This is a genomic window from Nosocomiicoccus sp. HMSC059G07 (assembly GCF_001815515.1).
GTDB lineage: Bacteria > Bacillota > Bacilli > Staphylococcales > Salinicoccaceae > Nosocomiicoccus > Nosocomiicoccus ampullae_A.
Genome location: NZ_KV820788.1, coordinates 136,665 through 158,305, shown reverse-complemented (window position 1 = coordinate 158,305; position 21,641 = coordinate 136,665). Strand labels below are relative to the sequence as shown.

The window sequence follows — 21,641 nt, the reverse complement described above, 5'->3', positions numbered from 1 at the left end:
GTCTTAGCTTAATTTTTATGCCATTGCGTGATATCCTGAGTCGACGTGTAATACTTCTCCTGTAATTCCTGATGCTAAATCTGATAATAAGAACATTACAGCATTACCAACTTCTAATTGGTCGACGTTTCTCTTTAATGGTGCACGTTCTTCGATTTCTTTTAAAATCGTTTTGAACTCGCCAATTCCTGATGAACTTAACGTACGAATTGGACCAGCTGATACCGCGTTTACACGGTATCCATCTTCACCAAGGTCAAGTGCTAAGTATTTAACACTTGCTTCTAATGCCGCTTTCGCAACACCCATAACGTTATAGTTTGGAAGTGCACGCTCTCCACCTAAGTAAGTCATCGTTACGATTGACCCACCTGGGTTTAAGATTTTCTTCGCTTCTTTTGAAACGATCGCAAGAGAATATGCTGAAATGTCTAATGCAAGTTGGAATCCTGCACGTGATGTTTCAGAGTATCCACCTTTTAACTCGTCTTTATTCGCAAATGCAATTGCGTGTAACACACCATCAATTCCACCTGTGTGTTCACCGATTTCTTTAAATGCACGCTCAACGTCTTCGTCTGACGTAACGTCACAGTTTACCATGAAGTCATGGTCGCCTTCGAGTTCACCTTTTAACTTTTCGATTTGATCTTTAAAACGGTCGTTTAACGTCGTGAATACGATATTCGCTCCCGCTTTGTCTAATGCACGCGCTGCTCCCCAAGCAATTGAACGTTGGTTCGCAACACCCATTACTACATATGTTTTACCTTTTAAATCCATGAGAATCCCCCATTCTTATTAGTACCTACTACTAATTTTAAATTGATTCTCAAAAAAATGCAACGAAAATCTATACTAAAGCACTCATTAATGCATTTGCGAGTGAGAAATAGATCATTAAACTAATAATATCGTTCGATGTTGTAATAAACGGACCACTTGCTACTGCAGGGTCAATTCCAAACTTTGACATCCCCATCGGTATAAATGTTCCAGACAACGTCGCAAATGTCATCGCTACAAATAATGAAATACTTACAATAATTCCGACGACAGGTTGTCCGAATAGAATCGTAATGATAATGAATAGTAATACCGCGCAAGTGAACCCTGTCATCATACCTGTAAGAATATCTTTAATCGCAAGTTTTAATAGGCTCACACGTTTAATTTCACCTGTAGCAAGTCCACGGACAGCGACCGCTAAACTTTGCGTCCCAGCATTCCCTGACATTCCACCGATAATCGGTATAAACGCTCCGAGTAACGCTACTTTTTCAAGCGTCTCTTCAAACGTAGATAACATCGTCGCGGTAATCATACCCATAAGCGTTAAACCAATGAGCCATGGAAGTCTCTTTTTAGCTGCTGTAAATGATGAATCGTCAAGTGGTGACCCTTCATCACTCATACCGGCAAGTCTATAGTAGTCTTCCTCTGCTTCTTCTTGGATAACGTCCATGATATCGTCGGCAGTAATGATACCGACTAAGTGTTCTTGATAATCTAGAACTGGTACTGCTAAGAAGTCATAGTCTCTCATCATGTACGCAACTTGTTCTTGGTCGTCTGCGACATTTACCGAGATGACACGTTCTTTCATAATATCGCCAATATATTCGTCTTCATCCGCAATTATTAAATCTCTAAGCGAAATAATACCGACGAGTTTGTTGTTAATATCAGTGACAAATAAGTAGTAGATCGTCTCGCTATCTGGAGCTACTTTCCTTAAGTGCACCATCGCCTCATGGACAGTCATTTCACTGTCGATTGAGACGAACTCCGTCGTCATGATACCTCCCGCAGTATCATCTTCGTAGTTCATTAATATACGAATTTCTTCGCGGTCTTCTTTTTTCATTAGTGCTAAGAAGCTCATCATGACTTCTTTTGGTAAGAAGTTCATAATGTCCGCTGCGTTGTCGTACTGCATTGCACCGAGTACTTGTGCAGCGTATCTCGCGTCCATACTTGTTAAAATCTCTTCCATTTCCTCATTCGAAATAGATAGCGTGTCAAAGAAATCCGCCACTTCTTTTGGACTGAGTAAATGATATAATTTTTCTCTATCTTCATCATTTAATAGACTGAAGAACTCACCTTGTTCGTATTCGTGGAGTTTTAAAAACTCTTCTCGAAACGGCTCATAGTCTTCTTGTTCTAACAGCATAATCAAGTTATCATATGCTGCTTTTATCTCTATATCTTCCACATGTTTTGTGTAGTCTTTTTCTTCTGTTTCAACTGACATCTTACTCACCTCTCACTTGATATAAACGACTCCCTGACTCGATGCCAAAATGGAAAATGTCTAAAACGGGCAAATTTTATCGTTTCCTCTGCCACTTGATATTCAATTGAACGAATACCATTTTTCTGAAAATGTAGGTGATCGATTGTCAGTAAATGCGTATCTGCTTTATTTGGATACACGTTTAACGTGTGATGGCTCGGTAAAATAATCGATGAACCAATCGTTCTAAATACTCGGTTGTTAATCGATGCGATTTCTGTAAGTTGAATCGATCGAAATGACGGGTGAATTAACGCACCACCCAGTGACTTGTTGTATGCTGTAGAACCAGACGGTGTGGACACACAAATACCGTCTCCTCTAAACTTTTCAAAATGTTTCCCACCGATACCAACATCCACCGCAAGCGTCGACCCTTGTACCATTTTTAATGTCGTCTCATTTAACGCGAGATGACGTTCTTCACCGTCATCTGTATTTACTGTAACAGCGACTAATGGGAATTCTGTTTCAACAAATTTCCCACGGTCTATTAAGTCTATTAACAGGTCCGCTTCTTCTGGATGAAAGTCTGCGTAAAATCCAAGGTTTCCAGTATGGACACCGACAAACATCGTTTCTTTTAATAAATGTTGATACATATGAAACGCACCGAGTAACGTTCCATCGCCACCGACGGAGATAATAATTTCCGGATGTATATTATCTTCTTCCATACCGCGTTTTTTCATCCCTTGAATTAAATACTCGCGTGTATACTTTGACTTTTCGTCGTTTTTTGAGATAACTGTAAATCGCATAATTATCTCCTCCTCGTTTAGATGTTGCGCTTCTTAGAAAAGAACTTCTGTGCCTCTTGAACTTCCTCACGTATTAATGACATTTCTTGGTCGAGCTGATACGCGGCGTCCGCTGCATTTTGAAGTCTTTCTTTAATTTCTACTGGGTACTCACCTTTATATTTGTAGTTCAGAGAGTGTTCAATCGTCGCCCAAAAGTTCATAGAAAGTGTACGGATTTGAATTTCAGCTAATATATTTACCGTACCGTCTACTGTTGAAACTGGGTATTCTATAATGATGTGATACGAACGATATCCACTTTCTTTCGTATGTTTAATATAATCACGCTCTTCGATAATTCTCATATCTTCTCGCTTATCGATTAAGTCTCTAATAATCATAATATCATCGACGAACTGGCACATAATACGGACACCAGCGATGTCGTACATATCTTTTCTAAGTTCGTCATAAGAGATATTATTTTTACTCGCCTTCTCAATAATACTTTGTACTGGCTTTACTCTTGCAGTAACAAATTCTATTGGAGACGAACGGTTCGTTAATTTATATTCTTGTCGAATACCTTTTAACTTAATTTTAAGTTCATCGATGGCTTGTCGATACGGAGATAAAAATACGCTCCACTCATCCATATTTTAAGCCCCCTTTTAAATTGCAAAAGTTTCTACAATTTTACCTTCAAACTCTTTGCCATAATTACTATTATCTTTAATATTGTCGAGTAACACATCTAATTCCGTGAAAAACTCTTTAAGCTCTACTTGATCGTTTACAGTGACAGTTTTGTTATAGTATCTCGCTAACATTTCCCACGTTTCGGATACGAAATGTGTGCGGATGTACTCTTCACCATCATCTAATATGTAAATAATCGTAAAGTTATCAGAGTCTACAATCATTTGCTCTGTACTTATGAGTGTTTTATTCGTCAAATCATTTTCAACATAACATTTTAATGTATCGTCTTCATATTTAATTTCATTAATATATATATCCATTACTTTCACCTCTACCGGTACTTATTCTACCACACTTGTACCCTTTCGACGTACTTAATGTGTAATGCTTTACTTAATCTTATGAAATCGCAATAATAATGAATAGGAGGTCATTATGCAAGAGACTGAAATTGAATTTAAAAACTTATTAACTAAAGATGAATTTGAAAATATAGAACGTGCGTTATTTAAAGATGTTGAAGCTGTCTCTCAGACGAATTACTACGTCGATACGGACCGTTTCGATTTAAGAAGTAATTACTTAATGCTACGTATTCGAAAGCGTGAAGATATGAATATGTTGACGCTAAAAGTTCCGATGGATGAACACGTGACTGAAGAGTTTCACAACCCTCTTTATGAAGATATACATATCGGAGATATTGTAAATAAAGATATGCTCAGTCGTCCGATGTTTTTAATTATACGTAGTCATTTAATTAACCGAACATTACGTGTCGTAGGCAAATTAACGACACTTCGTAAAGAAATAGATTATAATGGTGGAACACTCGTTTTAGATTACAGTACATATTTAGGTCATGAAGATTACGAAATCGAATTTGAAGTAGATGACGTGTCGAAAGAGACAATCTTCAATGAGCTATTACATACGTTTAACATTACAAAAAAAGATACACCCGTTAAAGTTGAACGTTTTTATAATGCATTAGAGTCGAATTAAGGAGAAATAGATGGTTACAGTATATAAGCAACTTGGTGAAGAGACAATCGAAGCGTTAGTCGATCGTTTTTATGATTATGTTGATAATGACCCACGCATGCGTTTTTTATTTCCAGATGATTTAACTGAAACGCGCTACAAACAAAAACTCTTTCAAATCCAATTTCTCGGTGGTCCAAATAAGTATAATGAAACATTTGGTCATCCGATGTTAAAAATGAGACATATGCCGTTTCCTATCACAACAAAGGAAAGAGATGCTTGGCTCGACAATATGTCTAAGGCAATGAATGACTTAAACATTCCAGACGAAGTTAAAATTCAAGTATTAAGACGTTATGAAATTACAGCAAACGCGATGGTTAACAGTCGCTGATTTATTATTATTTAGAGGTGACAGATTTTGAAACATTCAAATGTAATTTCACTATTCCTCGAACCAGTAGAACATCAAATTGAAATATATTATTTCTTTGATCCGTTCCTTAAAGATGCTTTAAAAATGGAAGCAATCGTAAACAAGCTACTACTCGAGTATGGTGATTATGTTCGTATCAATAAAATACTTGCTCCCTCATTAAGAGTACTGACAAAATGTCAGGCACAGTCGACTTCAAAGATTGACAATATCGCTCTTGCGTACAAAGCAGCAGAAGTGCAAGGAAGAAATAGAGCACGTAAGTTTATGCGTTATTTATTTAACAGAATTTCACCGACGAATTCTGTGTGCACAAAAGAACATATTATCGATAGCGCAACGCTCGCAAACCTTGATATTCATTCATTTATGGATGAGATGGAATCTGAAAACTTACACACGTTATTAAATCGTGATCTTGCATTATATCGTGAACTGGATATCAATCTACTACCAACATTTGTATTTTTTAGCGGTGACATTGAGTCCGAAGGTCTTAAAATTGAAGGTGTTAACGAATATTTCATTTACGCATACGTCATCCATGAATTACTAGAAATCGATATACAAAAGAAAGCATTGCCTCATATTTATGAATATATTAAAAAGAACGAACTCGTCAGCATCGATGAGTTAAAGATAATCTATGATTGGCAAGATTCTGTATTACTAAAAGAATTAAAACAACTACAATTGTCACAGTATATCAGCTCTGTCACACACGGAGATGAAATCTATTTTGAAGCAGTCGGCAACCATGTATAAATGGTTGCTTTTTTTATATATAAAAATATGAGAGTCACGAGTGACTCTCATATTTAGTTTATATCATTATTTATTTTTAATGAGTTGTTCGAATTGATCTAACTTCTCTTCAAAGAATTTCATCGCTTTTTCAATTGGTTCACGCGTTGTCATATCGACACCCGCATTTTTTAAGATTTCAATTGGATAGTTTGATGAACCTTTTTTCAGGAATTCGTTAATGTAGCGATCGCTATCTTCTTTTGTACCGTTTAATACGATTTCAGATAACGTCGCAGCTGCTGAATAACCTGTTGCATATTGATAGACGTAGTAATTCATATAGAAGTGTGGAATTCTTGCCCACTCTTTACTTATTAAATCGTCATATGATACTGCGTCACCGTAATATTTCTTGTTTAAATCACCATACACTTCGTTTAATTTGTCCGCTGTTAACGGCTCGCCGCTTTCTTTTAACGTATGAATCTTATGTTCGAATTCAGCAAACATCGTTTGACGGAATACCGTTCCTCTGAATCCTTCAAGTTGCTCATTTAATAGATATAATTTCTTTTTATCGTCATCTAAATTTTTATATAGATAATCTGCAAGTAATGCCTCGTTAAATGTAGAAGCCACTTCTGCGACGAAAATTGAATACCCTGATTGGTTCGCTGTTTGGTTTTTACGGCTGTAGTAGCTGTGTACTGAATGCCCAAACTCATGTGCTAACGTAAACATGTTATCAACGTTATCTTGCCAGTTCATTAAAATATATGGATTTGTACCATATGTTCCAGAAGAATACGCACCAGAACGTTTACCTTTGTTTTCGTAAATATCTACCCAGCGGTTGTTAAATCCTTCTCTTAAAATGTCTTGATACTCTTCACCGAGTGGTGCCATTCCTTCGATGACGTGATTTTTTGCTTCTTCGTATGTGACTTTAAAGTCTTCGTCGACGAGCGGTGTATAAATATCATACATCGTTAACTCATCTAAACCTAACATCTCTTTACGTAACTCAGTATATCTGTGTAGTAAATGAAGGTTATCATTAACTACGTCAACAAGTTGGTCATATACTTCTTCAGGAATGTGGTTGTTTGATAACGCTTGATCACGGCTTGACTTGTAGCCACGTGCTTCAGCAGTGAACACATGACTATCGACTTCACCAGAAAGTGTTTGAGCTAACGTATTTTCATATTCTCCATACTTCTTGTATAGAGTTTCATATGCTGATTTTCTAAGCGTTCTATCGCTTGATTTAAGTAAATCAATATACGTCCCTTGAGTTAATACGTGTGAATTTCCGTCAGAGTCTACTGCATTATCAAACGATAAATCTGCGTTATTAAAAATCGCATATGTCGATCCTGGGTTGTTTAATACGAGACCTGCTTGAGCGAGTAACTTTTCTTCTTTATCGCTTAATACGTGTGCACGTTGTTTGTTAATCTTTTCTAGGTCGAACTTAAATTCTTTTAATTTATCTTCTTCAGCATAGCTGTTTAACGTCTCTTCATCGATTTGCATAAGTGCTGGAGTTAAGAAGCTCCATGCTGAAGCAAATTTTGTATATAAAGACATTGCACGAGATTCCATGCTTTGGTATTTACTGTTAGATGTATCCTGGTCATGTTTTAAATGTGAATACACATATACTTGTGATAAAGTAACGCCTAAATCTCTTTCAGCTTCAAGCACTTCTAGTAAGTCGTCAGAACTTTGAATGCCTTTTTCTCTGAACGTATCCGCTTCAGAAAGACGATCCTCTACTTCTTTATATGCTTCCTCCCATTTTTCATCTGATTCAAAAATTGATGTTAAATCCCACGTATCTTCTACGCGTTGATCTTCACGTTTTAATAATTCTCCCATAATGTACCTCCAAATTTGTAATCACTTACATTTTCTCAATATTTAGACTTTGATGCAACTAATTTTGTTCGCAATTCGAAATATTTCTTTAAATTCTTTTAATAATCGATTCGCGATATCATATTCACTCATCCCATTCACTTTTCGTATACTTAGAGATTTTACAAATTGATTAAAGTCATAATTTTTATTAATTGCAGCATGGTACAAAAAGAGCTTCCATTCAAGTGGATTATTATTAATAAATCTCTCGGATGGTGTCATGTAGTATAGAAATTTTGGTAAATGATTTGTATTAAGGGATAAATGATATAAAAGTGAAATCGTCGGGTTTAAATAACTACGTTTATTTCTTTCTTTTTGAATTTCAGATAATAGATCATCATTACTTCTCGTTTCAATCGAAAATAAAGGACAATAATGATTAAATATTTCTGCGTATCTAATCGTTTCGATTTTAAAGAGCCACTTGTTTTGTTCAATATTTTTAAGTAATACATAGCGTTTTACAGTGAGTTGATCGTTAACTGTATATAATACGAAATCTTTCATCACTGCATAGTGAAACTGTGTTAAGTACAGAAGATTCCCTCTTAGAATTAAGTCCTCTTCTTTTAATAACCACGTGACGTCAATTCCTTCTTTTTTATATCCTTTTGTTCGATTTAATATAATCGTCGGAGAAACTTTTGATAGTTGAATTTCAACTGCGTGATTATCATCGATAAGTAAATCTGGTATTTGTTGGATACGTTCTAAATAGTATTCCATTTTCACGTTAAAAATTTGTCCAAATTTAAAGTATAAGTCGTGTTTTAATTTTAGATGAAGTTCAGATTCACGGTTATATAAATGGCGCTCACACATATGAATGCTGATGTGTGAAAAGTGCTCTTTTTTAATATCACCACGTTTTAGTTGAACTTCGCTATTACATACCGGACAGTAATATTTTTCATTTCGTTTGGCGTCTTTTGCATCGATTTCATTTCCGAATTTATCAATTGCGATTAACATAAAAACACCCCTTTTTCTATATATGCTAGAAAAAGGGGCTTTGTCTTTTTTTATTTTTTAATTTCGAATTGTTTTCTTAATTGACGTCTTACGTTATATGCCATAATTGTCTTTCCGTATTCGATTAAAACTGCTTCGTTTCTATCTGAGCGTTCACCATACTCAAGTAAATTGAGTTTCATTTTCTCTGCATACGGATGGCCCTCATTTGTGAAGTACACTAAATAATAGAACGAATTATTATATGATAAAAGTAAATCGTCATATAGCGTTTCATCTTCTTCTTGACGATAGCTATAATCAATTAATGTATCGATATCATCAAATTTAACGATAAACGGTCGCGTATAATCACGCTCCATTTCTTCTTGTAACATTTCTTTTAATTTCTCGAATTCTTCTACATCCATTGATTCTTGCGTTTCTAAAAAGTCTTCAATTAAATCATCTTTATCTTTTTTATTATCTATATCATCATCGTCGTTGAACGTTTCATCGAGTAATTGTTGTAATTCAAAATCATCATGTTTACTTGAAAGTCCAAATACACTTTTGTTTTCTGACTGGGATTTTGACACGATTACTTCGATTCCTCGGTCAAATGCATGAACTTGAATCCATAACGGGCCATCGCTCATGAATTCTTTTGTATGTTCGTCACTTACCTCGTTCATGAGTTTCCAGAAAAATTCTTCACCACGTTTACGATCCATCCATAACTCTTCTCGACTAAAACCTCGATTTTCAATATCATTATAAGAAATATAGAATTTCAACGTCTCATCGTCAATTCTTTCAAATCTCATGCACTCACCCCTCACTTTTAATAGTAACGTTCATTATACGAGTTTTGCAACAAAAATGCCAATTTAAAAACTCAAATAAAAAAGCTTGTAACTTTTCAGTTACAAGCTATTAGTTTATATAATTATTCAGCCATACGTTTTGCTTCTTCTAAATGTAATGTACGAACTTTTCTTGGTAAGAAGCGTCTAATTTCATCTTCATTATAACCGACTTGTAGTCGTTTATGGTCGATAATGATTGGACGTCTTAACATACCAGGATTATCCATAATTAAAGTATACAGTTCATTCATTGGTAAACTGTCGATATCTACATTTAATTTTTGGAATGTCTTAGAACGTGTTGAGATGATTTCATCTGTTCCGTCTTCAGTCATTCTTAAAATTTCTTTAACTTCATCAAGCGTTAATGCTTCTGAAAAAATATTTCTTTCAGTGTATGGAATGTTATTGTCTTCTAACCATGCTTTAGCTTTTCTACAAGACGTACAACTAGGCGATGTAAATAATGTAACCATTTTTTTCACACTCCAATATTTTCTATTATAGTAAAAACAGACATTTTTAAATTAATTAAACATCTTATTCCTTTACTAATTATATTATATACCTTAAACATTAAAATAACATGAAAATCTCTTAAAAAGTTTGAAAAATATTTGAATTTATGTTAGATAAATGAAGTTTGATAGAAATCTAAAACAGTATTAAAATGAAGATAATACATTTTTCGGAGGCAAATCATATGAAAACATTATTTTCTGGTATTCAACCAAGTGGTATACCAACAATTGGTAACTACATCGGAGCGATTACCCAATTCGTCGAAATGCAAGAAGAGTATGAGTCATATTTTTGTATCGTCGACCAACACGCTATTACTGTACCACAAGACCGATTAGAATTGCGTAAAAATACTAAATTACTTGCTGCAATTTATCTAGCAGCTGGGTTAGATCCTAAAAAAGCCGCCCTTTTTATACAATCTGAAGTTCCAACGCATACACAAGCAACGTGGATTTTCCAGACGTTATCGTACATGGGTGAATTAGAACGTATGACACAATTTAAAGATAAAGCACGTAAACAATCTCAAAAAGAAGGTATTCCAGTCGGATTATTTACTTATCCAACATTAATGGTATCAGATATTTTACTATACAATGCAGACGTAGTACCAGTTGGTGATGACCAAGCGCAACACTTAGAGTTAACGCGCACACTCGCTGAGCGTTTCAACTTCCGTTATAAAGAAATCTTTACGATTCCTGAAACACGACTTCCAAAATTTGGTGGGCGTATTATGAGCTTACAAGATCCAACGAGCAAGATGAGCAAAAGTGATGCAAATCAAAAAGCGTTTATTTCTCTAATGGACGATCCAAATGCCGCTGCAAAAAAAATCCGTAGCGCAGTGACGGATTCTGACATGGTTGTAAAATATGATAAAGAAAATAAACCAGGAATTTCTAACCTACTCGTCATTTATTCGAGTTTTACAGATTATACGATTGAAGAAATCGAAGCGAAGTACGAAGGTAAGACATACGGTGACCTTAAAAAGGACTTAGGTGAAATCGTTAAAGTATTCTTAACTGATTTCCAAGAAAAAGTAAATCATTACTTAAACTCTGAAGAACTCGACGCAATTTTAGATGAAGGTCGCGACCGTGCATTTAAGAAGACAATAAAAACGTTAACTAAAATGGAAAATGCCGTAGGACTCGGACGAAAAAGAAAATAAGAACAAAAAAACGGGGAAATTTCCCCGTTTTTTTATTCTAATTCATGTTTGATAATTGATTTTACTGTGTTAAGTTCTTTTTCAACATCTTGAGCTGGTTTTGCTGTAAATAAACTTACAACAACAGTTACAATTAAGTTAACGATGAAACCTGGTAAAATTTCATATAAGTTCCAGAAATCTGAACCTGTTTCACCCATTGGTGAAACAACTGTAATCCAAAGAATAACAGTCACTGATGCTGCGATCATACCTGATAACGCACCTGTTCTCGTTAAACCTTTCCAGTAAAGTGAGAGGATTACGATTGGACCAAATGCTGCACCGAATCCTGCCCAAGCGTTACCAACTAAGTCTAGGATTGTAGCATTCGGGCTCCACGCGATAACCATCGCTACTGCTGCAACGAGTAGTACCGAAATACGTCCAACCATAACAAATTCTTTTTGACGATTATCCGCATTTTCTTTACCACGAATTAACTTATAGAAGTCTTCGGTTAACGCACTAGACGTTACAATTAATTGTGACGCAATCGTACTCATAATTGCTGCTAAAATTGCTGCGAGTAAGAATCCACCAATTAATGGGTGGAATAATAATTGCCCCATTAAAATGAAGATCGTTTCTGGGTCTTCGAGCACTAATCCATTACTATTTACGAACGTAATTCCTGTTAAACCAACGAGTACCGCACCGAGTAGGCTGATTGCCATCCAACCGATACCAAAGCGACGTGCTGTTCTTAACTTTTTAACATTTTGAACAGACATAAATCGAACGATGATATGTGGTTGTCCGAAATAACCTAGACCCCATGCAATAAATGAAATAATACCGATTACAGTCGTACCTTTAAACCAATCTAAGTTTGTCGGTTTAATTTCTGCCGCTTGGCTTAACGTATCAAAACCTGATAATTGAAGCATCGCAACAATCGGTACCATAACCATCGCAATTAACATAATCACACCTTGGAAGAAGTCCGTGAGTGATACTGCTAGATATCCACCAAAGAATGTGTAAACGATGATGATTACACCAATTAAGATTAGACCGAAGTGGTATGACGTACCAAATGCACTTTCAAATAAACGTCCACCTGCAACGAGTCCTGAGTTTACATATAATGTAAAGAATACAACGATAATCAGACCTGAAATAATTTTAATTAAATTTGTGTTATCACTTAAACGGTTATTTAAAAATTCAGGAATCGTAATTGAATCATTTGCGATTTCAGTATACACACGTAATCTCGGTGCAACGACGAAGTAGTTTACATAAGCACCTACTGTTAAACCAATCGCAAGCCATGCTGCTGAAAGACCAACTGAGTAAACTTCCCCAGGTAACCCCATGATCATCCAACCACTCATATCTGCTGCTCCTGCAGACAGTGCGGTTACGTATGGTCCAATGTTACGACCACCTAGCATATACTCATTTAAATCTCCTGTCGATCGCTTGTAACTATACCAACCAATGACTAAAAGAATTAAGAAGTATAGTACAATCATAACGTACGTTTGCCAATCTAAAGTGACTGCGTCACGTACACGCGTAGCTCCTAATAATAGCACTTAAAGCGCCTCCTTTTCTAATCTATGTTTAGTATACAAAATCATAAAAGCGTTTTACATAGCATTTAAAGCGTTTTAATATGAATAAATCTCTTTTTTTGTTTTAATACACATTTATTTAGTATGAAAAAATAAACGCGATATCAATTAAGATTTCGCGTTTATTCAATATTTAATTCTATATTATTCTGTATATTTTTTTAACACAAGTGTCGCGTTATGACCACCGAATCCTAGACTATTTGTAACCGCATATTCGATGTCTAATTCTTCTTGTCCATCTTTAACATAGTCTAAATCAAGTTTAGGATCTTGATTTGTTAAGTTAATCGTCGGATGGATTTTGCCTTCTTGAATACTTTTCGCAGTAATAATCGCTTCCATAGCACCAGTTGCACCGAGTAAGTGACCAGTCATTGATTTTGTTGAGTTGATTTTTAAATTGTATGCATGATCTCCAAACACTGTTTTAATCGCAAGTGTTTCAAACTCATCGTTGTATGGTGTTGATGTACCGTGTGCGTTAATATATTGAACTTGTTCTGGTTGAATACCAGCATCGTTTAACGCCGCTTGAATCGCACGTGCACCACCTTCACCTTCAGGTGCTGGTGCTGTAATATGATGCGCATCTCCTGTTGAGCCGTAACCGACGACTTCAGCATAAATTTTTGCTCCGCGTGCTTTCGCATGCTCTAACTCTTCTAAAATAACGATCCCTGCACCTTCACCCATTACAAAACCTGAACGGTCCTCTGAAAATGGAACAGAAGCATAGTTCGGATCGTTCGACTTACTTAAAGCACGGTTCGCTTGGAATCCAGCAACACCCATATGTGTAATTGGCGATTCTGTTCCACCTGAAATCATGACGTCAGCATCGCCTCTTGCAACGATTCTAAACGCGTCACCAATCGAGTTCGTACCTGTTGCACATGCTGTTACAGTTGCACCATTAGGTCCTTTTGCGTTATGGCGAATCGATACTTGACCAGCTGCCATATCTGGAATCATCATTGGTACAAATAATGGGCTCACTCGTTTTGGTCCACGATCAAATAATACTCTTAACCCGTCCTCTAATGCTTGAATACCACCGATACCTGACCCAATCCATACTCCTGTACGTTCTGAAATTTCGTCGATATTTAATCCAGAATCTTTAACCGCTTCATCTGAAGCAGCAACAGCATATTGCGTAAAACGGTCCATACGACGTGCCTCTTTACGGCCAAAATATTCTTCACCGTCAAAGTCTTTTAGCTCACCAGCAACGTGTACATCATAATCACTCGTATCAATTCTCGTAATTTCACCAATTCCGTTTACACCATTTAATGCATTTTCCCACATCTCATCGACAGTATTTCCAATTGGTGTTAATGCTCCCATACCTGTAATTACAACTCTTCTTTCGTTCATTTATATTCCTCCTATTATTTTCCCCAAGTCATACAAACAGCGCCCCATGTTAAGCCGCCACCGAACCCAACTAAGACGATATTATCTCCATCTTTTATTTTATTATGTTTGACTTCATGTTCAATGCTAATTGGAATTGAAGCCGCAGACGTATTTCCATATAATTGAATCGTTTCACTCATTTTTTCTCTCGGTAAGTTCATTCTCTTTCTAGCCGATTCCATAATACGAATATTCGCTTGGTGTGGTATGAGCATATCGATATCTTCACTTGACATACCTGCTTTTTCTGTAACAGATACACTAAGTTCACCCATAATTCTTACTGCGAACTTAAAGACTTCTCTTCCATTCATTTTAATATAATTCGTCTCTTTATCGTCATATAGCCACTTACCACCGTCACCGTTACTTCCGAGTTCAAACGATTTAATACCATAACCCTCGCTGACTTCACCAACGACAGCTGCACTCGCACCATCTCCAAAAAGTATCGCGGTCGAACGATCTTCAAAATCGATCTTTTTTGATAACTTATCTGCACCGATGACAAGCACCTTTTTATAAGTCCCTGCTTTTATGTAATTATAAGCAGTCGCTAACCCATATATAAATCCTGTACAAGCCGCTGCTTGGTCAAATGATGGTACATGATTTAACTCAAGTTTACTTTGAACGATATTCGCGACTGTTGGAAAGTGATGGTCTGGTGTTGAAGTAGCAACGATAATCATATCGATGTCATCTTTTGTTACTCCAGAGTTCTCCATCGCTCTTTTAGCTGCTATTACTGCCATATCACTCGTATCCATATCTTCTTCAGCAAATCTTCTTTCTTTTATACCCGTCATTTCAGTAATCCATTCATCTGACGTATCTAATATCTTTTCAAAGTCGTGATTGGTCATTACTTTTTCTGGTAAATAACTACCCATACCGATGATCCCTACATTCGTCATCTCACCACACCTCACCTTTTTATTACTAGGTACTAATTTAGCACATTTTTTTGTTTTAATCAAACAAAAAAAGCTTAAGTACATTAGTACTTAAGCTTTAGTGAGTAGCGAATTACTCTTCATCTACACCGACTTTGTATAATTGGAAGTCAGGGTTATATCCGTACTCTTCAGTCCAGTTTTTAACACGTTTGTTAACTGGTACTACGTATGCACGGTAAAGAGTTGGGAATACTGGAATTTCTTCAGCCATAAATTCTTGCCACTCATTGTATACTTCTTTTCTGTATTCAATATCAAGTGCTTCTTGTGAGTTACCTTTTTTAAGTAATTCATCGTTTTTCTCAGAAGCGTAACGTGGGTAGTTGAATGCAGCTTTTCTTCCGTATAATCCTGAAGGGTCAACGTCAGAACCTACACCCCATGCACCTTGGTAGATGTCAATGTCTTTGTCATCGTTTTTAAGCATGTCGTAGAATGTGTTGAATTCGATTAAACGGCCGTTAGTTTTTTCTACGTTAAGTCCAATTTCTTTCCAAGATTGGATGTAGTAGTTTGCTAATGGTTCAGCAATGTCTCCACCTGACATAGAAGCGAAGTTGATTTGTAGTTTTTCACCGTCTGGTGTTTCAACGAATCCGTCTCCGTCTGTGTCTTCATATCCAGCGTCAGCTAAGATTTGTTTTGCTTTTTCTGGATCGTATTTAGGAGTTTCTAAGTCTTCTTTATACCAGTCTTTGTGGTAAGGAGTGATTAATGAGTTCGCTCCCCAACGTAGACCTTTATAGAACTTATTACCGACAGCATCGTTGTCAACTGCGTGCCACATTGCGCGACGTAATTCTTTGTCACCCATTTTCATTTCGTCTGGCTTGTAGTTAACTTCGTTTTTGTCTGCATCCCACTCACCAAGTTTGAAACCAATGTAAGTGTATGCTCCGTCAATTTGACCTAACCATTCAACATTATCCATTTCAGCAACGTCTGGATATTGGTCAGTTGGGAATGATAACGCTACGTCGATATCACCTTTTTGAACCGCATCAGCTACAGAAGATGAAGGAATAACTTTGATTTCGATTCCGTCCATTCCTGGTTCACCTTGCCAGTAATCTTCGTTTTTCTCAAGGATAATCGCTTCACCTGAAGTGATTGATTTAACTTTATATGGTCCAATACCAATTGGGTTTTGACGTGTTTGATCTGCTGCTGCCATATCTTTAACTTCTACACCTTCGTAGTACTTTTCAGGGAATAAGTATGCCCAGAAACCACCAGCCGTTAATGATGGTGCAAGTTCTTTGTATGTAAATACAGCTGTTTTATCGTCTACAACTTCGATACCAGAGATTTCATCAGCTTCACCAGCTTGATACTCTTCGTATCCTTCAATTAATGTAAATCCATCGCTTGATCCGCGAACACCGTCGTAGTCAGGGTGACCGATTACTTCGTATGATGCAACATAGTCTTGGATAGTAACTGGTGTACCATCGTGCCATTTAGCATCTGCTTGTAATTTGAACGTTACTGTGTTGTCTTCTTCGTTTAACTCAAATCCGATTAATCCGTCTTGAGTGTACTGGAAGTCAGCATCCATTGTGAATGCACCTTCATCGAAGTATCCAATCATAGTAGCATCTGGAGTCCCTTGGTAGAACGCCCAGTTTAGTGTACCTTCAAATGGAGTATCTGAAGTGTAACCAACTTTTAACGTACCTGAACCAGAAGGTTCACCTGTGTTTGAAACCGTTTTGCTGAAGTCTTCGTAATTATAGACTCCTTCTTCGCTAGGCTCTGCGTTACTTGTACCGCCGCCGTCATCTTTTTTGTCCTTATCGCCGTCAGCAGCGTCATCGCTTCCGCCACCACTACAAGCAGCAAGAACAAGAGCTAGAGATGATCCCATACCGAAAAGTACGCGAGACCAATTGTGTTTCTTCATCTTTGTTTCCCCCTTTAGATATAAAAGATAACGGTATAGAAATGTTATCTAATTTTGATATTATCATAAAATTCAGATTAATCAATATCAAAATTGAATTTCTTTTCAAAAAATTGAAACCGTTTTAAATCTATACCAATATTATACCCTATTTTAAAAAAATGTGAAATCGTTTTCGAATATTTTTTAAAATTTTTTGTATTTATTAAATAAAACAAAAAAGACCAAGCATTCGCTTGGTCTTAAATGTAAATTTATGCATTACGTTGTCTCGCATCTCCTGCTCGGCGTAACGCTTCACCAACGTTACGTACACAAAGCATTAAGATTAAGATTAATATCGCCGCTGGTGCCCAGATCCACGGTCTTAAGCGTAGCGTTTGCGTTTGTGTTGCATAAGATAATAGCGTTCCGAGTGACGGTGTATCTTCAGGGAATCCAAATCCAATGAATGAGAGTCCCGACTCAATACCGATATTCGAAGCGAGTGATAGCGTTGAGTTAACAATGATAATACCGACTAAGTTCGGTAATAACTGTGTAAATATAATTTTAACGTGAGAACTACCTAACGTTCTCGAAGCGTTAATATAGTCTTGTTCTTTCTCTTGAATCGCTAGTGAACGTATTAATCTCGCTGTACCTGTCCATAAGAACGCACTCATGATGAGTGAGAAACTCACGACATTATAGCTTGGTGAAATTGTAACGTACACAACGATGATCATGATGAACGGTAAAACCATCATAAAGTCTACGATACGCATGAGGATATTGTCCACTTGTCCTCCGAAGTAACCAGAGATTACTCCATAAGCCGTACCGAATGATACTGATATTGCTGTAACGAGGAAACCAATTAGTAACGAGTTTCTCGTACCGATAATTAGTTGTCCAAAAATATCACGTCCACCGTAGTCCGTACCGAGTCTAAACTCTTCGTTTGGCGGTTGGTTCAGTGATAATAAGTCTACTGTTACGATTTCTGATTGTTTTAAGAACATCGTTAGTCCGAAAACGTATGACGTAATTGCAATCATAATAATTAAGCTGAAAAGCGCAACTTTATCTACTAAAATTTCTTGAAGTAAAACTTTCCACCCCGGTGTCGATCTCGGCAAGTTCTCTACGTCGATTGAATCGTGTGATTCAATTCCGTACACACCTGCTTGATTATGTGTATCGATATTCGTCGGGTGTGCATCATCTTTGTCATTCTCAAAACCTGTGTTGTCTGGATTGACATCTTTTAACTCACGGTTTTCATCATTTAAATTTTTATTATCCTTTGTCATGTGACACCCTCCTTATTTAATACGAATCCTTGGATCGATAATACTTAAAATAATGTCAGATAATAATGTACCAACAATTGTTAAGAATCCATAGAATAAAATTAATACGTTCGCAACACTGAAGTCACGCGTTGAAATTGATTCTAAGAATAAACGACCCATTCCTGGATACGCGTAAATCATCTCGATGAAAATCGAACCACCAAGTAATCCTGCGATTTCATAACCAAAGAATGCAGCGATTGGGATAATCGCGTTTCTGAAAATATGTCTTCTATACACTTTACTTTCAGATAAACCTTTTGCACGTGCAAGTGTAACGTAATCTTTTTGTTTCGTTTCAATAATACCACCACGTAAGTACTGAACCGTACCAACGAGTCCAATTAACGCGATCGATAGGGACGGTAATATTAAGTGGTGTATTTTACTAATGAAGTATTCTATCGTCCATGGTTCTACATTCGGGTTCACTGAACCTGAAGTTGGGAACCAACCTAAATTAAATCCGAATACTAATACCATAAGTAAAGCGAACATGAATGTTGGTGTTGCGAAACCTAAGTATGTGTAACCTGTAATAACGTTGTCTAATAATGAATCGTTATAACGACCTGATAACATTCCTAATGGAATACCGAGTAAATAAATTAAAATCGTAGAGAATAATGATAACCAAACTGTGTTCATTAAACGGTCACCAATAACATCTAATACTGGCTGTTGTTTAAAGTATGAACGACCAAAGTCTCCTTGAAGCATGTTGAATACCCAGTCTCTATATTGAATATACCATGGGTTATTTAGCCCCATCGCCTCACGTTGTCTCTCTAATGCTTCTGCAGAAATGTTTGGGTCTAATACCCCACTTAACGCATCCCCTGGCATTAAACTTGCTAGGAAGAAAATTAATAAACTCAGCAAGAATAATTGCGGTAATGCAATTAAGAATCGTCTAATAGTAAATTTGATCATTTAATTTTTACCTCCTTCTGGTGGTAAAGCGACTCTATGATTCTCAGAAATTTCAACGAGAGGGAAAGGCTTACCATCTTCATCTAAATAATCTTGGAAATGATTCTCATATTCTTCTTGAACTTCTTTACGTCTACGTAAGTTCTCTTCGATGTTATCCACGTTTACATCCGGAATTGCAGCAATTAACTTCTTCGTGTAAATATGTTGTGGATTTTTAAAGATCACTTCGGCTGGACCTTCTTCTACAAGTCGGCCTTGATACATAATTCCAATCCACTCACACATATGTCTCACTACCCCTAAGTCATGGGCAATAAATAACATCGTTAAATCCATATCTTGCTGGATTTCTTGCATGAAGTTTAGTACTTGCGCTTGTACTGATACGTCTAATGCTGATACAGGCTCGTCGGCGATAATTAACTTAGGATTTAACGCGATTGCACGCGCAACACCGATACGCTGACGTTGACCACCTGAGAATTCGTGTGGGTACTTATAAATTGAACCAGGTGGTAAACCAACACGAGAAAGCAGTCGAAGTACTTCTTTAATTAACTCGTCTTTTGATAACTTCTCGTAGTTTTTAAGAGGTTCAGCAACGATATCAAATACACGTTTACGTGGGTTTAATGATGAGTACGGGTCTTGGAAGATCATTTGAACGTCACGACTGACGTCTACTTTTTTACCACTGTTTAAGTGTTTACCTTCGAAGTAAATGTCCCCACCACTAACTTTATTTAGTCCCATAACAGCTTTACCAGTTGTCGTTTTACCTGAACCGGATTCTCCAACTAAGCCGTATGTTTTTCCTTTTGGAATTTTAATCGTTACGCCGTCAACTGCACGGACGTAATCCTTTGTCGTATTAAAGAACCCACCTTTAATTGGGTAATAGACCTTTAGGTCGTTAATTTCTAATAAGTATTCCGCCATTACTCATTACCTCCTTGGTGCAACGCTCCAAACTGTTCCTCTTCTACTTCTTGAATTAATTCAGCTGAAGAATCTAAGTAGAAGTGTTTATAGCACGTACATCTTACAAAATGTCCGTCTTCAACTTCACGTAACTGAGGATTCTCTTCGTGAGCCGACTCGTCAATCCATGGAATACGTGGTGCAAATCGGCAACCTGTACGATCCATCTTATCAAGTGCTGGAACTACACCTTGAATGACGTGTAATTTATCCCCTAACATATCTTCAGATGGTAACGAGTTGAGTAAACTTCTCGTATACGGATGAAGTGGGTTTTTAAACAATTCTTTAACAGGTGCCATCTCCACAATTTGACCTGCATACATAACAGCAACTTTGTCTGCCATTTCTGCAACGACACCTAAGTCGTGAGTAATTAGAAGTACACCTGAACCTAAGTCGTCTTTTAGTTCACGAATTAAATCTAAAATTTGTGCTTGAATCGTAACGTCAAGAGCAGTTGTCGGTTCGTCAGCGATTAATAGCTTTGGCTTGTTTGCGATTGCAATCGCGATAACGACACGTTGTCTCATCCCACCAGATAATTCATGCGGATATGCTTCAGCAACTTGTTCTGCTCTCGCAATACCAACACGTCTTAATAACTCGATTGCATAAGATTCTCTTTCGTTTTTCTCTTTCGTTTTATGAATTGTTAAAGTTTCTATAATTTGATCCTTTATTCTCATTAAAGGATTGAGCGCTGTCATCGGGTCTTGGAAAACCATAGAGAATTCGCCACCGCGAATGTTATTCATTTCTTTCTCGCTTGCTTTCAAAATATTCTTATCTTCAAAGAACACTTCACCTTCAACACGCGCGTGTCTATGTAATTTCATAAGAGAAAATGCTGTCGCACTTTTCCCTGAACCTGACTCACCAACGAGAGCGAGTACTTCGTTTTTCTTAATATCGAACGAAACATTATCAACAGCCGGGTAGTATTCCCCTTTAATTTTAAATGATGTCGTTAAGTTCTTTACTGATAGTAATTTTTCATCCATATTGTTCACCAAACTTCCTTTCATGATTTTTAAAGGATGTGCAAATAAGTTGTTTTTAATTGTAAAGACAATTGTAAGATAAATCAATATTATCATAAAATTTAATAAA

The 21,641-nt window shown here is 36.7% G+C and carries 21 protein-coding genes; 4 read left to right on the top strand and 17 right to left on the bottom strand.

Annotated elements, in window-relative coordinates; genetic code table 11:
* Positions 1-15: 15 nt before the first annotated feature.
* The 5 genes from fabI to HMPREF3029_RS02245 form a co-directional block, all read right to left on the bottom strand.
* Positions 16-783 (bottom strand): enoyl-ACP reductase FabI, encoded by a 768-nt coding sequence (fabI, locus tag HMPREF3029_RS02265; protein WP_040929324.1) that lies wholly within the window; start codon positions 781-783, stop codon positions 16-18.
* A 70-nt stretch (positions 784-853) separates the two neighbouring features.
* A complete protein-coding gene (mgtE, locus tag HMPREF3029_RS02260) occupies positions 854-2,257 on the bottom strand; it encodes a magnesium transporter (protein ID WP_070709505.1) in 1,404 nt (467 codons plus the stop codon).
* 5 nt (positions 2,258-2,262) lie between these two features.
* On the bottom strand, positions 2,263-3,060 hold the full coding sequence (locus HMPREF3029_RS02255; RefSeq protein WP_068127875.1) for an NAD kinase: 798 nt from the start codon (positions 3,058-3,060) through the stop codon (positions 2,263-2,265).
* Between the two features lie 17 nt (positions 3,061-3,077).
* A complete protein-coding gene (locus HMPREF3029_RS02250) occupies positions 3,078-3,698 on the bottom strand; it encodes a GTP diphosphokinase (RefSeq protein ID WP_068127871.1) in 621 nt (206 codons plus the stop codon).
* A 15-nt stretch (positions 3,699-3,713) separates the two neighbouring features.
* Positions 3,714-4,064, bottom strand: coding sequence for a UPF0738 family protein (locus HMPREF3029_RS02245; RefSeq protein ID WP_070457456.1), 351 nt, complete (start codon positions 4,062-4,064; stop codon positions 3,714-3,716).
* 115 nt (positions 4,065-4,179) lie between these two features.
* On the opposite strand from HMPREF3029_RS02245, the gene HMPREF3029_RS02240 reads away from it, so the two are divergent.
* The 3 genes from HMPREF3029_RS02240 to HMPREF3029_RS02230 are packed head-to-tail and all read left to right on the top strand — an operon-like array spanning position 4,180 to position 5,932.
* A complete protein-coding gene (locus HMPREF3029_RS02240; RefSeq protein WP_070709503.1) occupies positions 4,180-4,749 on the top strand; it encodes a CYTH domain-containing protein in 570 nt (189 codons plus the stop codon).
* 10 nt (positions 4,750-4,759) lie between these two features.
* A complete protein-coding gene (locus HMPREF3029_RS02235; RefSeq protein WP_070623254.1) occupies positions 4,760-5,125 on the top strand; it encodes a globin domain-containing protein in 366 nt (121 codons plus the stop codon).
* A 27-nt stretch (positions 5,126-5,152) separates the two neighbouring features.
* A complete protein-coding gene (locus HMPREF3029_RS02230) occupies positions 5,153-5,932 on the top strand; it encodes a DsbA family protein (RefSeq protein ID WP_083314948.1) in 780 nt (259 codons plus the stop codon).
* A gap of 66 nt (positions 5,933-5,998) precedes the next feature.
* On the opposite strand, the gene pepF is transcribed toward HMPREF3029_RS02230, so the two are convergent.
* From pepF to spxA, 4 genes are all read right to left on the bottom strand, one after another.
* A complete protein-coding gene (gene pepF, locus HMPREF3029_RS02225; RefSeq protein ID WP_070623248.1) occupies positions 5,999-7,798 on the bottom strand; it encodes an oligoendopeptidase F in 1,800 nt (599 codons plus the stop codon).
* 42 nt (positions 7,799-7,840) lie between these two features.
* A complete protein-coding gene (locus HMPREF3029_RS02220; RefSeq protein WP_070709498.1) occupies positions 7,841-8,815 on the bottom strand; it encodes a competence protein CoiA in 975 nt (324 codons plus the stop codon).
* A 50-nt stretch (positions 8,816-8,865) separates the two neighbouring features.
* The gene (locus HMPREF3029_RS02215; RefSeq protein WP_070709496.1) at positions 8,866-9,621 is read right to left on the bottom strand and encodes an adaptor protein MecA; all 756 of its coding nucleotides are present in this window, start codon (positions 9,619-9,621) and stop codon (positions 8,866-8,868) included.
* Between the two features lie 122 nt (positions 9,622-9,743).
* On the bottom strand, positions 9,744-10,139 hold the full coding sequence (spxA, locus tag HMPREF3029_RS02210) for a transcriptional regulator SpxA (RefSeq protein ID WP_068127847.1): 396 nt from the start codon (positions 10,137-10,139) through the stop codon (positions 9,744-9,746).
* Positions 10,140-10,366: 227 nt separating this feature from the next.
* Here spxA and trpS point away from each other — a divergent pair, with 227 nt between their 5' ends.
* Positions 10,367-11,365: a tryptophan--tRNA ligase gene (trpS, locus tag HMPREF3029_RS02205; RefSeq protein WP_070709494.1), complete on the top strand. Its 999-nt coding sequence runs from the start codon at positions 10,367-10,369 to the stop codon at positions 11,363-11,365.
* 32 nt (positions 11,366-11,397) lie between these two features.
* Here trpS and putP read toward each other — a convergent pair whose 3' ends face one another.
* From putP to HMPREF3029_RS02165, 8 genes are all read right to left on the bottom strand, one after another.
* Entirely contained in the window at positions 11,398-12,948 is a 1,551-nt protein-coding gene (gene putP / locus HMPREF3029_RS02200; RefSeq protein ID WP_070709492.1) for a sodium/proline symporter PutP, read from the bottom strand.
* A 183-nt stretch (positions 12,949-13,131) separates the two neighbouring features.
* Positions 13,132-14,370, bottom strand: coding sequence for a beta-ketoacyl-ACP synthase II (gene fabF / locus HMPREF3029_RS02195; RefSeq protein ID WP_068127837.1), 1,239 nt, complete (start codon positions 14,368-14,370; stop codon positions 13,132-13,134).
* Between the two features lie 14 nt (positions 14,371-14,384).
* Complete coding sequence (locus tag HMPREF3029_RS02190; protein ID WP_070709490.1) at positions 14,385-15,329, bottom strand: beta-ketoacyl-ACP synthase III; 945 nt, start codon at positions 15,327-15,329, stop codon at positions 14,385-14,387.
* A gap of 112 nt (positions 15,330-15,441) precedes the next feature.
* Positions 15,442-17,274 carry an oligopeptide ABC transporter substrate-binding protein gene (locus tag HMPREF3029_RS02185; RefSeq protein WP_070709488.1) on the bottom strand — a complete coding sequence of 611 codons (1,833 nt, stop codon included), beginning with the start codon at positions 17,272-17,274 and terminating at the stop codon, positions 15,442-15,444.
* Positions 17,275-17,528: 254 nt separating this feature from the next.
* A complete protein-coding gene (locus HMPREF3029_RS02180; RefSeq protein ID WP_083314947.1) occupies positions 17,529-18,569 on the bottom strand; it encodes an ABC transporter permease in 1,041 nt (346 codons plus the stop codon).
* Positions 18,570-18,581: 12 nt separating this feature from the next.
* Positions 18,582-19,544 (bottom strand): oligopeptide ABC transporter permease, encoded by a 963-nt coding sequence (gene opp4B, locus HMPREF3029_RS02175; protein WP_068127828.1) that lies wholly within the window; start codon positions 19,542-19,544, stop codon positions 18,582-18,584.
* Positions 19,545-20,486, bottom strand: a complete 942-nt coding sequence (locus HMPREF3029_RS02170; protein ID WP_070709486.1) for an ABC transporter ATP-binding protein — start codon at positions 20,484-20,486, stop codon at positions 19,545-19,547. It lies immediately after the preceding gene.
* Entirely contained in the window at positions 20,486-21,532 is a 1,047-nt protein-coding gene (locus tag HMPREF3029_RS02165) for an ABC transporter ATP-binding protein (protein ID WP_070709484.1), read from the bottom strand. Before HMPREF3029_RS02165 ends, HMPREF3029_RS02170 begins: the two co-directional genes overlap by 1 nt.
* Positions 21,533-21,641 lie beyond the last annotated feature (109 nt).